Source organism: Alishewanella agri BL06 (genome assembly GCF_000272005.1).
GTDB lineage: Bacteria > Pseudomonadota > Gammaproteobacteria > Enterobacterales > Alteromonadaceae > Alishewanella > Alishewanella agri.
The window spans coordinates 1-13,799 of the sequence record NZ_AKKU01000006.1 but is presented as its reverse complement, the minus strand read 5'-3'; the positions used below and the strand labels follow the sequence as shown (position 1 = coordinate 13,799).

Here is a 13,799-nt window from a genome sequence, read left to right as displayed (position 1 = left end):
TCAGCTCGTCCCTGAATTAGCAATTACTACTAAATTTACCCTTATTAGTCATGGTTGTACAGTTTGGACGTCTCTTTAGTGGCAGATAAATTTTTAATCGTGCTAAGCCAATCAATGTTCCTAAATGAAAAACAAGCATTATGATTATAAGCACTTAATCTGCAAGCTTTGTGCGTATTTTTGTTAATTTCATAGTACTTAAAAACTATGTCTTCCGGAAAACTAGCCTTACTGCGCTGAAGAAGTACCAAACTACCCCCAGCAACCAAATCAGGGCGCTAATAAGGGTTGCTATAGCCTCGAGCAGTATGCGTAGCGCTTTAGTGATGGATTTTGCCAACTTCGGAGCCAGAGTGATGTAGCCCGCGTAGCGGTTTTTCGTAGCTTTAGCAAGTTTTGACAAGCGGGCGGTATCGTTAAAGTCATCTGCAATAGCTAGGGTTCGTGAAAGTCCCAGAAATCCGGAACTACCGCTGATAACTCGCAGATCATCAACACCGGAAGCCAAGGGTTCAAGAGCCTTAATGTTGACTGACTTTTTGCTAAGTTCAAGCAATTCATCGGCTTGCTTTTTATTGATTGAGTCAATGTCGATTTTTTTAAAAGCGAGAGCTAGTTCGTCAACGGCATTTTTATCTACGATGTTATCCAGATGACCTGAGACAAACTTCTCAAGTTTCTTTGATAATTTACCGGCTTTTTTGGCTCCTTTTATGGTAGTAACGGAAAATCGCAAAGGTGCGCCGGCTAAAGCGCTGCTACCACCATTAATAACTGCTGACACAGTCAGTGCGGTGCCAACCACGCCGACTAGGGACAAGCCCACGTTAAAGGAGTTGTAATCCGGATAAGCTTGCAATTCATTTGCATGATCACGAAAATCCGATATGCCAAATAGATCAGAACCCAAAGCACCAGCCATTGCATATCCTGAAGTAATTTCGCCTGTTTTAGCTCCCTCTAAAACCTTACGACTGTTGCGTGAGACCGTTTGCCAGGAACCATTCTCTTTATCAAGCTGGCTGATAAGAGCGGGTTCAAATTCGATACCCTGCTCTGTGCCAATTTCACGGATAATATTAGCAAGCTCAATTTCATTTTCCTCTAGCGCAGCTTTAAGGTGAATATTGAACTCTTTGTCTGGTACAAAACGCAGATGCACTCTAGCAATAGCTTCGCTGGCGTGTTGGTGAACGAAAAACAATACCGAATCATAGGCCAGTGGCAACAGGAAAATGCCGGAACCCCAAAAGAACATGGCGAAAACAATAAAACGTAATATTTTCATAAACATCCTTGTTGCTTGAAAATTATGCCATCTCAGAAACTTTGCTATCTATGGAGGCATTTTTAACACTTTGCTGTAACGCGTTGCGTACCTCATCGCGCTTTTGACGACTTAGAAAATCAAGATTCGCTGAACCAAAAGCACCAGCTACATTCAGGCAATATCGAACATGCTGTTTAGTAGTTTGTTTGAATTTTGTCTTCCCTTTGGCAGTTGTTCCGGTAACGACTTGCTGCTTAGTGCTCCAGCGCTGAGTATCCAGATAGAGATTCTCAATTGTAGAAAGTGGTACCGATTTTCGTCGCATCAAATTCCAGTATGGCTGCATTAGCACAATAGCCAGAATACTGTTTTCAAGATCACTTGCTGGAAAGGTAAAGGTTTGAGTTACCTGATCAATTTTATAAAGATGATTTGCCCGATAGATAATTGTGCTTTGGATTAAGATCACTATCAGGATCAGCGGCAGAAATTGCAGCAAATCGAACAGGTAGCAAATAAAACTTGCAATAGCGCTTAAAATTAACAGGTTAGCCCCGGCTTTTCGAAGCGCCATCCAAACGTCATAAATTTTATAGACTTTCATTTAAATCCTTTTAAACACCCGAAATATCGGCTACTAAATGCTCTTATCCCGGCTGAACTGAGCAACAGCTAGAACTTTAGAGAAACTGATATTAATTTGCAATCAGCCTAACCACTTCTTTACTAACTTCGAAACTTCCGTAGCCGCCTTTCCTTGTATAAATTGATAGCCAGCATCATTGTCGGTAGCTTCCAGGTTAATCAGGACTTTTTCCGCTTCCTTGCGCGCATAAAACAGTAGTGACGCGGCTGGGTAAACTTGCAGCGAGGTGCCGACAACTAAAATTTTATCGGCACTTTGGATCTCTTTAATGGCAGGCTCCATGGCGGGTACCTCTTCGCCAAACCAGACAATATTAGGGCGCAGCGCTGAGCCATCAGCGGCGAGCTCTCCCACTTTTAATTCGCGCTGACCGATAAATTCAATCAGATTTGGATTTTTGCTGCTGCGAGCTTCATTAAGTTTGCCATGCAGGTGAAGAACCTTGCTCGACCCTGCCCGCTCATGCAAATCATCAACATTTTGTGTTACTACCACCACATTAAAGGCTTGCTCTAACTTGGCGATAGCTAAATGCGCTGCATTGGGCTCGGCTTTCGCTGCTTGTATGCGCCGCGAATTATAAAAGCGATGAACTAATGCGGGGTTACGCGCAAAGGCTTGTGGGGTGGCAAGGTCTTCCAGATCATATTGCTGCCATAAGCCATCGGGATCGCGAAAGGTCGCTAAGCCACTCTCAGCACTGATACCGGCGCCACTGATAATCACGATTTTGGTTGCTGGCTGATTCACTATACTATCCTGCTCATTAAATAAACGCTATATCAGACGATGGAGTTAATCATGACAGCAGTCTAACCTCTTACCACGACAAAATAAGTCGCAGTTCAGCATACTAAACAGACATATTTGACAGGAGCTGGGATGCATAACCTGAAAACTGAGTTACCAAACTGCCTGGATGACAGCGGCTGGCCACTGCGCTGGGAGCTCCTGATGCGTTACCGGCTGATTGAAATCGTCGCACTGTGGGAAGGCCGGTTAACTACCAATCATTTGTGTAATAGCTTTGGTATTGCGCGCCAGCAGGCATCAAAAGACATTAACGCCTATTGGTTAAATAAACCAGGCCATCACAACACAGATAAAAATTCACGCCACAAAGCTTGCAGCGTTATTGGGTTAGTAATTTTTTCAGTTCAAACTTCTGCTAATTGGCGCTTTGAGCGAATTGCAGCTGTTCAGATCAGGCGATTTCGAACAAATGAATCTCTGCGATGCCCTCTTTACAGACATTCGATTTTTAGTGAACCCAGCAAATTATCTTTAAACATGTGGCAATATTTAGTGTGCCACTAGACTACGCAATTTAAGAACTTATAACCCGCCAAAGAACCAGCCAGAGCTTTAAGATGAAAGAAAACCCACTTGATTATTGGGCGTATGCTCTCAGAAAGTAAAGGCTATCTCGTCTGAGCTGCTGAATGATAAACCTAAAAAAAGTATATCTATTGACTACACAGATAGATCATTTAGACTGTGTATTAAATAGATATACAGGGTGGTGTTATGACTACAAAAACAGCGTCAATCAATATGCGAGTACAGCCGTCGGTGAGGGATATTATTGATGCAGCAGCAAGTTTAAAAAAAGTAGATAGAACCGTGTTTATTCAGCAAGCAGCGCTCAATGAGGCGCATAGCATACTGGCCGAACAGCGGGATTTTGCCCTTGAAGCAAAGGCTTTTGAAGCTTTCGACAATGAACTTCGTGCAGAGCCTCAGACGCTTGAAGGCATGAAAGATCTGTTCAATAGGAGAGCGCCTTGGGAATAAGTGCACCAACGCTATTGAATGATGGGCATCAGCTTAATACCTTTCAATGTGGTATTGAAGAACTCGATACGTGGTTAAGAAAACAGGCGTTGAAGAGCCAACAGCGAGGAACCGCGAGAGTGTATGTTGTCAATGAAACAAGGGCTCAACAGGTCGTTGGGTACTATGCTATTGCCATGGGCTCAGTATCGAGAGAGCAAGCATTTAGCTCACTACGAAGAAATAGCCCTGATCCCATTCCAATGGTAGTTTTAGCAAGGCTTGGGGTAGATAGCGCTTATCAAGGTCGCGGTATTGCAGCAGGTTTATTAAAAGATTGTATTATTCGCTCTGTCCAAGCAATGAATGCTGTCGGTGGTGCCGGAATTTTAGTACATGCTATCGATAACAGTGCGCAAGCGTTTTACAAAAAATTTGGCTTTAAAGAATCAATGTTTGATCCTTTAGTACTCATGGCAAGGATCTGCGATATCAAGAAATCATTGTCTATTGACTGAAATAGCATCCCGCCTTAGACAAAGAAAGGTCGTCATTTGGGGCTTATACCTTTCTCATAAGGATCGCCGGTGTCGAATTCGGAAAAACCCGAAGGTCGCCGGTTCGCTCTTCACAAAGATCAGATCGCTCACAATCAGTTAATGCGACCGGTTTTGTCGGCCTAGAGTGTGCAAGATGCGGTTTTTCATCGAGTGCCAATGATTTTTTGGTAAGGTTGGTGCCTGCGCTAGTATCGCGGCAAAGTCGATACTCTCAGCTGCACGTGCCGGCAGATGGGCAAAATAGATCTGACTGGGTGCAAGCTCCTGCACCCGCTGCAATGATTGCTTATATTGGTTCGGATGACACACCGGATATGGCGGTACCAGCCGTTTTTTAACCGATACGATTAGGTCCGCGATATACAACTGCCTGGTTGGCAGATGCAGCAACGACAAATCATGATCGGTATGGCCCGGGGTGAACAGCACTTGCCACTCAGCAAAGCCTGGTACCTGCTGCCCGTCCAGTAATAACAAGTCTGGCTTTAACAGCGGGTTATACCAAATATGCCGTTTTGGCTTACCCAGCCTGGTGGCTACCCACCAGGTCAGACTAACATCAATCAGATGCGCAGTACGGCCCAACAGACCACTATACCAACGCCGCGCTTTGGGATGGCTGGCAATGCGGGCGCCGGTTAAACGCCTGAGTTTATGTGCACCGCCAGCATGATCAGGATGCATATGGGTCACAATAATCAGCTTTAACGCCTCCAACGGCAAGCCTAATTGCTGCTGAATATAATCACTTACCGTAGTGATATCGGCGCGGCTGCAACCATCGAGCAGTAACAAGCTGTTGTCATGCTGCACCAGATAAATATGCTGAATATAGCCTTGAAGAATATGTAACTGCATTAGAAGATGAATAACCTGGCATTAGCAACTGGTCCGACATTACACAAAGCAGCGGCAATTTTCCAGCAGCAATTACTTTTCTAATGTCAGTCTATTGTATTACGAACCTCGATCAAAATTTCATTCCGCCTAAGCATCGGCAGCGTTAAAGGGCCGTTATATCCGGCCTCAACCGGCTCGCTGACCGCACTGTAGCCATTGCTGGCAATCCAGGCCTGTAATTGCTCGCTGTAACGCTGAACATTGCGTCGTGATAAGGTGCCGTTAAAGCGAATAGCAGCGGCGGTATAGTCGCGCACTTCCTCTACCTTCAGATCTGGGTTAGTCGGCTTGGGCGTGCTGTCGAGCGTAAAATGTTTTGGCATTACAAAGGCCATCCGGGCTTGCTGGCTGTTACCCGACATAAACACGGGTGCCGTCATCGCGATCTTAGTACCCGCAGTGGCAGGCTGCCCTGTCATTATCACCGGAGCTGTCATAGCAATATCAGCCGCCCCCTCGTTTTCGCCGGAGATGTAACGAAATAATTTGCGAAAAGCACTATTTCTGCCATCACCGGCCATACTGGTAGACACTAGCACCATAGGTTCATAGCGTCGCACCTCTATTGCCTGTTGCTCGTCAGTTTTAAGTACTGTGTAAGGCGCAATTTCTACTTCCGAATGCCCGAATGTTGAGCAACCAATCAACAACATGCTGACTAGTATCGAAATAGCAATTTTCATGACTAATCCTTCCTGTCTATTACTGCAGTTTATACGCGCGAAACGCCCAACAGATTAGTGTCGGGCATATTGTATTCAGGGGCGGTTCAGTAATATGATTCAGGCCATGTGTTCTGCGCTATTTCAGTTTTGTTATTCCGGAGCAAAGATGACGTTTTTCAAACGTAACAGCAGCCGTCGCCTGGCCTTGGCTAGCTTGGTTTGCTCAGTTTTCTCACCCGCAGTGCTATCGCAAAGCGCTGTTGCTCCGTTTTCCAGCTGGACCGATGTAGTGCGCACCAAAGCCTTCGATGACAGCCGCGGTGTTTATGACAATATGATGAGTGTGCGGCGCGCTATTCTAACTCGCTCTGGTTATTGCAGCGACCTGAATCGCCATTTGTTGTTTGATATGCGGGGCAACCTGCTGAAATACGTAGAAGATGCGGCTAATTCGCAGCAAACCCAGGTAAAAATTAATCAAAGCCGTCAGGAGTTAGCTCAGCAAGGTTTAGTACCGACCTGGGTTGCCGGCAGCAGTAACTCCGTTGGTTATCCGTTTGCTATCCGTTGTCACCAGCCTTATGTCGATTTACCACGAGCTATAGCCCGCTACTTGGGTCAGCATCCCGATGGCCGTTTATCTGGCAACTGGAATGGTATTTCTGTTGGTACACCTAAAAAACAAGCCTCATTACACGACGTACTACAAACCGTATATAAGCGTCGGGTACAACAAAAGCGCATTACACTGCCGGCAAATTTACTACCGGATTTAGCGGGTATGTTAATTATTGAAAGTGGCGGAGTGCGTGAGGCGAAATCCAAAGCCAACGCACGCGGTATTTTACAGCTTACGCCCACTGCGCTAAAAGATTGTGGTGTCCCTGCCAATAAACAATTACATCGCATTGCGCAAGTAGACTGCGCACTTTGGTTATTCGAACGCAATCATCGGATGTTGCAACCGGTTTTCGCCGCAACCTTTGGACATCTGCCGGAGGATAAACAAGAGCAGCTGTATCGCTTATTATTGATCCAGGCTTACCATGGCGGGCCCGGACGCGTCAGATCGCTGTTGCTTGATGCAGAGTTAAATAAACCAGCAACCTACTTCGCCGCTAACCATCAACAATTTAGTGCCGGTGATATTGCCTTTGGTATGGTATTCCACAATCTTGGCCGCAACCGGCTGGGCTTTGCGTCGCTGTATTACACCGCCGATATTCGCATTGCCCAGCAACTGTTACTGTCTGACAGCAAAGCCAAACCCTTTCCAGGCCTGTCCACTCATCAACTCACTGCCTTACCCTGATCTTGTTAATCATCAGAGAATTCCGATGGCTGTGTTGGTGTCTGTTCAGACTCATTGGCAATAAAATCAATTTCCAATTCGGCCTTTTCGACAAAGTACTGTGGTAACTCTGCTTTAATCGCGGGCGCCAGATTTTTAAAATCAGAGACTTGTTTCACCAAATTGCCCCTACCACTGACAAGCTGATTTTCCGCCGCGATATAGGCGGCTCCGGCCGTATCTAAGCCCCGTTTTATCTTCTCGAAGCTGCCCAGAAAACTGTTTAATTTCTTAAATACCGCCTCTGCTTTATCCGCCAGCGCCGCAGTATGTTTATTTTGATCTTCATAGCGCCACAGCTGGCGCACAATATTCAGGCTGGTTAATAAGGTGGTTGGCGTGGCAACCAGAATGTTATTTTCGATCGCTTGTTGAAACAGGTTTTCATCTGCTTTTAGTGCCTCAACAAAGGCCGATTCGATTGGGATAAACATAAAGACCATATCTGGCGAGTTTAAACCTGGCAGACGAAAATAGTCTTTGGCTGAAAGCTCTTTGATCCGGCCTGCTATCGCCTGCACATGCTCTTTTAGTGCCTGAGCACGTTCGGCTTCATGCTCAGCATTAACATAACGGGTGTAGGCATTAAGGGAAACTTTAGCATCGATAACCAGATGCTTGTTCTGTGGCAGATACACTATTGCATCCGGGCGGAATTTACCCTCGTCAGTATTAAAACTTACTTCGCGTTGGTAGTCTTTACCCAGCTGTAAACCTGAGCGATCCAAGACATTTTCCAGCACCAGTTCACCCCAGTTACCTTGCAGCTTTTTCTGACCACGCAGCGCGGTCGATAATTGATGTGCCTCCTGCGTAATTTGCTGATTCAGCTCTTTTAGCGATTGCAGTTCCTTCTTCAACTCCCCTTGAGCGGTCGTTTCACGGTGGTGAATATCCTGAACTTCCTTTTTAAACGCATCGATGGATTGCTGAAACGGACTTAACATCGCGTTCAAACTGGTTTTGCTGCTCTCTTGCAAACTTTGTGCTTTCGCGTCCAGGATCTCGTTGGATAGCGCTTTAAACTGTTCAACTAAGCTTTGTTTTTGCTTTTCAAAGTTCACCAGCTCGCGCTGGTGACTGGCGTCACGCTCATCCAGCTCCGTTTTTAGCCGGGTGTAACGGTTAGTCAGGTTATGATATTCAAGCTGAGCTTGTTTTAATTCCTCTAACGTTTGCGTTAACTGCTGCTGCAAGCGTTGACTGGTCGCATCACTGTAACGCTGCTGCTCGCTGAGCTTGATTTCTACCAAACGCAATTGCTGTAATTTTTCCTGTTCCAATTGATACTGTTGCTGTAACTGCCCCAACTGTTGCTGACAGGTTGTTAACTGCTGTTGCCGCTCGCCTGACTCGGTGATAACAGCACTTAGTTGCTGTTTTAACCGCACACTGGCCAATAAATAACCCAGCAACAGTGCGCCAAATGCAGCCGCAGCCAGCACACCGTAAAAACCCGTATTTAATTCTGCCACTTTTAATGCTTCCTGTATTTTTTGGTCCAGAGGCGTTCATGATAAGCCGCCTGAAAAAATAAGCCAGTGTCGTTTTAAGCAAGTGTCGCCTTTTCAGTCAGATTAATGATTTCTGACAGCGCTTACGCTAAGCTGCTAATTGGTTTACTTTTTTCTTTACATCTGCTAAACCTTTACCTGCATCTGCCGCGGCTGGTGTTGTTCATTTCGACTAATAAAATATGGAGGGAGCCTGGATGATCAGACAACTTAAAATCGGTCAGCGTGCAATATTGGCATTCGGTATTCTTGGTTTGGTTACCCTGATTCTGGGCATTATCGCAATCAGCCAATTTAACCGCACCGGCCAGGTAGTCAACACGCTGGTTGATATGCGGGTGCCTGCCGCTATTACTGTGGGTGAGTTAAGGCGTGACTTTCTGCTCACCCGGCTACAAACCGTAAATGCTATCTATGCTGCCGATGAGCAAGGTCGTAATACAGCGATTAATCAGTTAACTGAGTTAAACAATAATTTTAATGCCAATATGCAAAAAATGGCCGGTTTTGTTGAGTCTGCAGATGGCAAGCAACTACTTAATCAAATCGCCAGTAGCCGCAACGAGTATGACGCGCAGCATGCCCGCCTGATGGAATATATCCGTGCCGGCGATATGGTGCAGGCCGACCGTTTTCGTCATCAGGGTTTCAACGAGCTCGGCTTTAAGGTAACCGATACTCTCAACGAATTAGGACGTTACCAGCAGCAGCGTGCAGCCAGTGCTGGTGATGACGTCCGAGGTATTATCGCAACATCAAATACCTTAATGATCACGGCCATTATTATCGCGGTGATCTTGGTGGTGGTATTTGCCTGGATATTTAGCAGCAGTTTGCTAAAACCAATAAAAATGGCGCTTACCGCTAGCCAAACCATCGCAAGCGGTGATCTGACTAGCCAGTTTCAGGATGAAAATAAGGATGAAATGGCTGAAATGATCCGCTCGTTAGCTGTTATGCAACGACAACTTAAGCATACCATCATCGCGATTAATGACTCGTCAAATCAATTGTCGACAACTGCCGAAGAGCTCAGCGTGGTTACCGAGCAATCAACCAGGATCCTGCATACCCAAAGTGATGAACTGGAACAAGCCGCAACGGCGGTAACTGAACTGACCACAGCAGTAGAAGAAGTCGCCCGCAATGCAGCGGCGACCTCGCAAAATTCAGATCTGGCAGACACTAAAGCTAAATCCGGACGAGATAAAGTTAAACATACCATCAGTACAGTAAGCGAGCTGGAGCTGGAAATCACCAATACCCGTAGCGGTGTGCAAACTCTGGCTAATCAAATCAAAGACATCAGTCAGGTACTGGATGTGATCCGGGCTATCGCTGAGCAAACTAACCTGTTGGCCTTAAATGCAGCCATAGAAGCCGCCCGGGCAGGTGACTCCGGACGCGGCTTTGCCGTTGTAGCTGATGAGGTTAGGGCTCTAGCTCATCGCACCCAACAGTCAACAAAAGAAATTGAAAGCATGATGCAGGCTATTCAGCATGAAACGTCTAATACCGTAAAAGCTATTACAGTCAGTACCGAAAAGGCCGAACGCACCCGTCAAATCGCTCAGGAAGCGGGTGAAGCGCTGGAGCAAATCGCAACCTCGATTGTCCAGATTAACGAACAAAACCTTACCATTGCCAGTGCTGCCGAAGAGCAAGCCACGGTAGCACGTGAAGTGGATCGGAATCTGGTGAATATCCGCGATCTGTCGGTACAGACTTCTGCTGGCGCAAATCAAACCAGCGCGTCGAGTAATGAATTAGCCAAATTGGCAGAACAGTTACATCAATTAGTACAAAAATTTCGTATTTAAAACTCTAGCCTTTTGCGCCGGTAGCGGCTTAACACTGCTATGCCGGCGCAAGGGCGTGCTACTAGCCTTTGACATTCCAGGTATTTAACCGATGAAATCATTAGTCTTATTAACATGCAGCGCAGTGCTGCTGAATCTTGTTTTCAGTACTACTCAAGCCAACTCCAGTTTTGCTCAAGGCAGGCAGATGAGCAGCGTCAATGATTTTGCCATCCTGTCACCACGCGAGCGCGTTGCACCAGAGAACCAATTGCTACTCGAGCGGCTGGATACGCTGTTGCCAAAACTAATGGCCGAGCAGCAGCTTGATATGTGGCTGGTGATTAATCGCGAAAAAGCCGAAGACCCAATTTACTTTACGTTGGTGCCCCAACCTACTTTCGCCGCACGCCGCACCACAATGTTGATCTTTCACCGGCTGGCCGATGGTAGCGTAGAAAAACTTACCGTAAACCGCTATCCGTTGGGAGCGCCTTTTACCGCAGCCTGGCAGGGCGGCAGTCTGGAGCAACAATGGCAGGCACTCGCGGAGTTAATAATCGCCAAAGATCCACAGCGAATTGGTATTAATGTTTCTGACGAGTGGCCAGTTGCAGACGGTTTAACATCAGCCTTACACAGTCGGTTAAAGTCGGTGTTACCACAACCCTTTCATAATCGTTTAGTATCGGCAGAACAGCTTGTTGTGCGGTGGCTTGAACAAAGAACCGACACTGAGTTGGCCATTTATCCACACATTGTCAGTCTGGCCAGAAGCGCGATAGCGGAAGCGTTCAGCAGCAAAGTCATTACGCCGGGTGTTACCACCACTGAAGACGTCGCCTGGTATTTACGGGAGCGCTTTAGCCAGCTGCAGTTGCCCGTGTGGTTTATGCCTTACGTTACCCTGCAACGACCAGGTTTAACTTGCGAGCAGGATACCGCATTTTGTGGCCAGAGTGGCGTTATCCGGCGCGGCGACATTTTGCATACTGACGTTGGTATTTGTTATTTAAAACTGTGCACCGATACTCAAGAGATGGCGTATGTCCTCAAAGCAGATGAACAAGATGTGCCTGAAGGTTTAAAAGCAGCTCTGGCTACCGGCAATCAGTGGCAGGATATCCTAACCAGGCAATTTGTCGCCGGGCGCACCGGCAATGAAATCCTGAAAGCGACCCAGCAAAAAGCAAAGGCGGCAGGTATTCTAAGCAGCACCTATTCTCATCCGCTGGGTTTTTTCGGGCATGCGCCGGGGCCAACCATCGGCATGTGGGATAATCAGAGCACCACTCCCGTCCAGGGTGATTGGCCGTTGTATGCCAATACCGCCTATGCTATCGAAGGTAATATCAAACAGGCTATTCCGGAATGGCGAAACCAGCTTGCCCAAATTATGCTGGAACAAAGTGCTTACTTTGATGGTAAGCAGGTGATCTATTTGGCGGGCCGCCAAACTCAGTGGCATCTGGTGCGTTAGAAACGCCATCCAAATGATTTGTCACTGGCCGAGCGTCAATTAGCTCAGGATTTGCACCATATTGATGGTATTACTAACGTCGCGTTCCGTTTTTATCATTTAGATTCGAGGCGCAGGTTAAAGATGCGCGGTCAGGCTAATCAGCATGACCACGCAGCACTTGCACTGCTCGTTCTTGGTACCACCCGGGAATTTTCCGAGCAACAGATACCATGGCAATTCACTTATAGCTGCGCGTCAGCAACCGATAATAATGTCGGGGAATCTAAGTAGGGAGTTAGCAATATACAGACGTTTACTCTGGCTTTTAAGCGTGCGGCGAGCAAATATAAACCTGCGATTTTTCGGTGCAAAAAAATGGCATCGGCCGGTGGGGTATGCCAATAATTTTGTTGCATACTTAACGCTGTTCCTGCTTCTCGTAGTCGTATTGCCAGATCGCTGACACCAAAATCAAAAGCACCCGCATGTTTTAATGGCTCGCAGGCTAATTTCACCAGGTTAAGTACAGCTTGCTTCTGTTCAGGTAATATCTGCTGGCTAAAAAAGCCAATTTGTGTCAGCGCTTGCACCATAGATGCCTGATTATCATGTAATGCAGCATTAAAAAGCTGCTGGTAACCCTGACTAAAGCTTGCAGGATATTCCCGACAAGCGCCAAAGTCTAATAACACGAGTTGCTGGCGGGTGTGATCATATAAATAATTTGCAAAGTTCGGGTCGGTTTGTACCAGTCGGTATTCGAATAATTCCCGAAAGAATAAACTAAATAACAAAGTCATCACCCGATCACGCTCAGCCTGACTGGCATGAACAAGGGATTCAATATGACTGCCTTCAACATAACTCATCACCAGGATATTTTGGGTCGTGAGTTCGGTAAGTACTTCAGGTAAACGATAATCAGTATTGTGTATCAAATACTGTCGGTACTGATTTAAATGACGCGCTTCCAGTAAATAGTCAGCTTCATGTTTTAGTTGTATTTTCGCCTCTTCTAATAACCCCTGATAATTAACCTCTTTGGGTAATAAGCCACTGATCCGCAATAGTGCTGCGACATTATCCACATCGCTATCAATACTCTGCCTAACCCCAGGATACTGAATTTTCACCGCTAAACATTTGCCATTATCATGGTAAGCCTGATGTACCTGACCGATCGACGCGGCAGCCATAGGAACAAAGGTAAAATCAACAAAATGACGCTGCCAGTTATCGCCCCACTCCCGCTGTAACACTTGAGCCAGTTGTTTTGCTGGCATTGGATTAGCATTGGCTCGTAACCTGGCAAGAATTTCAGCCAACGCCGGTGGTAGAAGTTCGCCAGCATCCATTGATAACAGCTGACCAATTTTCATTGCAGCACCACGTAAATGTGCTAACTGATCTGCCACTCGCTGTATATTGGCTGGTGTCAGTAATAAATCTTTTTTTGCTGGCAACTGCCCCTTAGCCAACTGCCTCGCGCCTTCTGCCAACATGCCCCCAGCAACCCGACCGGCAAGAGAAGCTAAATTACCAAAGCGCGATAAGCGATGTGCCGGTACTTTTGAGTTATTTTGCGTCATACGTTTTCCAGAAATCTTAGATATAAGTTATACGGCAAAGGTCACAGAATGGTTGCGGCAAATTGTTTGGTATGCGGCGACCTCTCACTACTTTGTTAAATTAAAAGGATTGTATTCACGGCTGCTTGCTACCCTGGTAGCACTGTTTGGCGGTTGATATTGTTGCTACAGTTCTCTGTGATAAGTCTTTGGTGGCGTTTGGCTTAATATTTTCTATCACTATCGCAGGATGACTCCGGTACGGCGGGCGTACCGGAGTCTGAGAGTTGT

Annotated in this window: 12 protein-coding genes and 1 pseudogene; 6 read left to right on the top strand and 7 right to left on the bottom strand. The window is 46.4% G+C overall.

Features of this window, described 5'->3' with window-relative positions:
- Positions 1-205: 205 nt before the first annotated feature.
- From AGRI_RS02710 to AGRI_RS02700, 3 genes are all read right to left on the bottom strand, one after another.
- Positions 206-1,288: a hypothetical protein gene (locus tag AGRI_RS02710; protein ID WP_008983476.1), complete on the bottom strand. Its 1,083-nt coding sequence runs from the start codon at positions 1,286-1,288 to the stop codon at positions 206-208.
- A gap of 22 nt (positions 1,289-1,310) precedes the next feature.
- Positions 1,311-1,874: a hypothetical protein gene (locus AGRI_RS02705; protein ID WP_008983475.1), complete on the bottom strand. Its 564-nt coding sequence runs from the start codon at positions 1,872-1,874 to the stop codon at positions 1,311-1,313.
- Between the two features lie 102 nt (positions 1,875-1,976).
- Positions 1,977-2,666, bottom strand: a complete 690-nt coding sequence (locus tag AGRI_RS02700; RefSeq protein ID WP_008983474.1) for an SIR2 family NAD-dependent protein deacylase — start codon at positions 2,664-2,666, stop codon at positions 1,977-1,979.
- A gap of 132 nt (positions 2,667-2,798) precedes the next feature.
- On the opposite strand from AGRI_RS02700, the pseudogene AGRI_RS16290 reads away from it, so the two are divergent.
- From AGRI_RS16290 to AGRI_RS02685, 3 genes and pseudogenes are all read left to right on the top strand, one after another.
- Positions 2,799-3,023 (top strand): annotated as a pseudogene (locus AGRI_RS16290) (BrxR family helix-turn-helix transcriptional regulator); the annotation flags it as partial.
- Between the two features lie 420 nt (positions 3,024-3,443).
- Complete coding sequence (locus tag AGRI_RS02690; RefSeq protein ID WP_008983472.1) at positions 3,444-3,710, top strand: type II toxin-antitoxin system TacA family antitoxin; 267 nt, start codon at positions 3,444-3,446, stop codon at positions 3,708-3,710.
- Positions 3,701-4,207: a GNAT family N-acetyltransferase gene (locus AGRI_RS02685; RefSeq protein WP_008983471.1), complete on the top strand. Its 507-nt coding sequence runs from the start codon at positions 3,701-3,703 to the stop codon at positions 4,205-4,207. The genes AGRI_RS02690 and AGRI_RS02685 overlap by 10 nt, the downstream gene beginning before the upstream one ends.
- A gap of 138 nt (positions 4,208-4,345) precedes the next feature.
- Here the strand turns inward: AGRI_RS02685 and AGRI_RS02680 are convergent, their stop codons facing one another.
- The gene (locus AGRI_RS02680) at positions 4,346-5,107 is read right to left on the bottom strand and encodes an MBL fold metallo-hydrolase (RefSeq protein WP_008983470.1); all 762 of its coding nucleotides are present in this window, start codon (positions 5,105-5,107) and stop codon (positions 4,346-4,348) included.
- 86 nt (positions 5,108-5,193) lie between these two features.
- The gene (locus AGRI_RS02675; protein WP_008983469.1) at positions 5,194-5,832 is read right to left on the bottom strand and encodes an SOUL family heme-binding protein; all 639 of its coding nucleotides are present in this window, start codon (positions 5,830-5,832) and stop codon (positions 5,194-5,196) included.
- 148 nt (positions 5,833-5,980) lie between these two features.
- On the opposite strand from AGRI_RS02675, the gene AGRI_RS02670 reads away from it, so the two are divergent.
- Entirely contained in the window at positions 5,981-7,126 is a 1,146-nt protein-coding gene (locus AGRI_RS02670; protein ID WP_008983468.1) for a transglycosylase SLT domain-containing protein, read from the top strand.
- Positions 7,127-7,131: 5 nt separating this feature from the next.
- Here AGRI_RS02670 and AGRI_RS02665 read toward each other — a convergent pair whose 3' ends face one another.
- Complete coding sequence (locus AGRI_RS02665) at positions 7,132-8,640, bottom strand: DNA recombination protein RmuC (RefSeq protein ID WP_008983467.1); 1,509 nt, start codon at positions 8,638-8,640, stop codon at positions 7,132-7,134.
- Between the two features lie 236 nt (positions 8,641-8,876).
- Between AGRI_RS02665 and AGRI_RS02660 the strand changes: the two genes are divergently transcribed.
- Together AGRI_RS02660 and AGRI_RS02655 are read left to right on the top strand one after the other, a co-directional pair.
- Positions 8,877-10,499 (top strand): methyl-accepting chemotaxis protein, encoded by a 1,623-nt coding sequence (locus AGRI_RS02660; protein ID WP_008983466.1) that lies wholly within the window; start codon positions 8,877-8,879, stop codon positions 10,497-10,499.
- A 187-nt stretch (positions 10,500-10,686) separates the two neighbouring features.
- Positions 10,687-11,958: a M24 family metallopeptidase gene (locus AGRI_RS02655; RefSeq protein ID WP_237713012.1), complete on the top strand. Its 1,272-nt coding sequence runs from the start codon at positions 10,687-10,689 to the stop codon at positions 11,956-11,958.
- 224 nt (positions 11,959-12,182) lie between these two features.
- On the opposite strand, the gene AGRI_RS02650 is transcribed toward AGRI_RS02655, so the two are convergent.
- Entirely contained in the window at positions 12,183-13,529 is a 1,347-nt protein-coding gene (locus AGRI_RS02650) for an ABC1 kinase family protein (protein WP_008983464.1), read from the bottom strand.
- Between the last annotated feature and the right edge of the window lie 270 nt (positions 13,530-13,799).

What these genes read in the sequence shown, in the direction of transcription:
- AGRI_RS02675 (WP_008983469.1), bottom strand. Translation starts at nt 5,832, where the DNA reads ATGAAAATTGCTATTTCGATACTAGTCAGCATGTTGTTGATTGGTTGC.
- AGRI_RS02680 (WP_008983470.1), bottom strand. Translation starts at nt 5,107, where the DNA reads ATGCAGTTACATATTCTTCAAGGCTATATTCAGCATATTTATCTGGTG.
- AGRI_RS02710 (WP_008983476.1), bottom strand. Translation starts at nt 1,288, where the DNA reads ATGAAAATATTACGTTTTATTGTTTTCGCCATGTTCTTTTGGGGTTCC.
- AGRI_RS02650 (WP_008983464.1), bottom strand. Translation starts at nt 13,529, where the DNA reads ATGACGCAAAATAACTCAAAAGTACCGGCACATCGCTTATCGCGCTTT.
- AGRI_RS02705 (WP_008983475.1), bottom strand. Translation starts at nt 1,874, where the DNA reads ATGAAAGTCTATAAAATTTATGACGTTTGGATGGCGCTTCGAAAAGCC.
- AGRI_RS02660 (WP_008983466.1), top strand. Translation starts at nt 8,877, where the DNA reads ATGATCAGACAACTTAAAATCGGTCAGCGTGCAATATTGGCATTCGGT.
- AGRI_RS02670 (WP_008983468.1), top strand. Translation starts at nt 5,981, where the DNA reads ATGACGTTTTTCAAACGTAACAGCAGCCGTCGCCTGGCCTTGGCTAGC.
- AGRI_RS02655 (WP_237713012.1), top strand. Translation starts at nt 10,687, where the DNA reads ATGAGCAGCGTCAATGATTTTGCCATCCTGTCACCACGCGAGCGCGTT.
- AGRI_RS02690 (WP_008983472.1), top strand. Translation starts at nt 3,444, where the DNA reads ATGACTACAAAAACAGCGTCAATCAATATGCGAGTACAGCCGTCGGTG.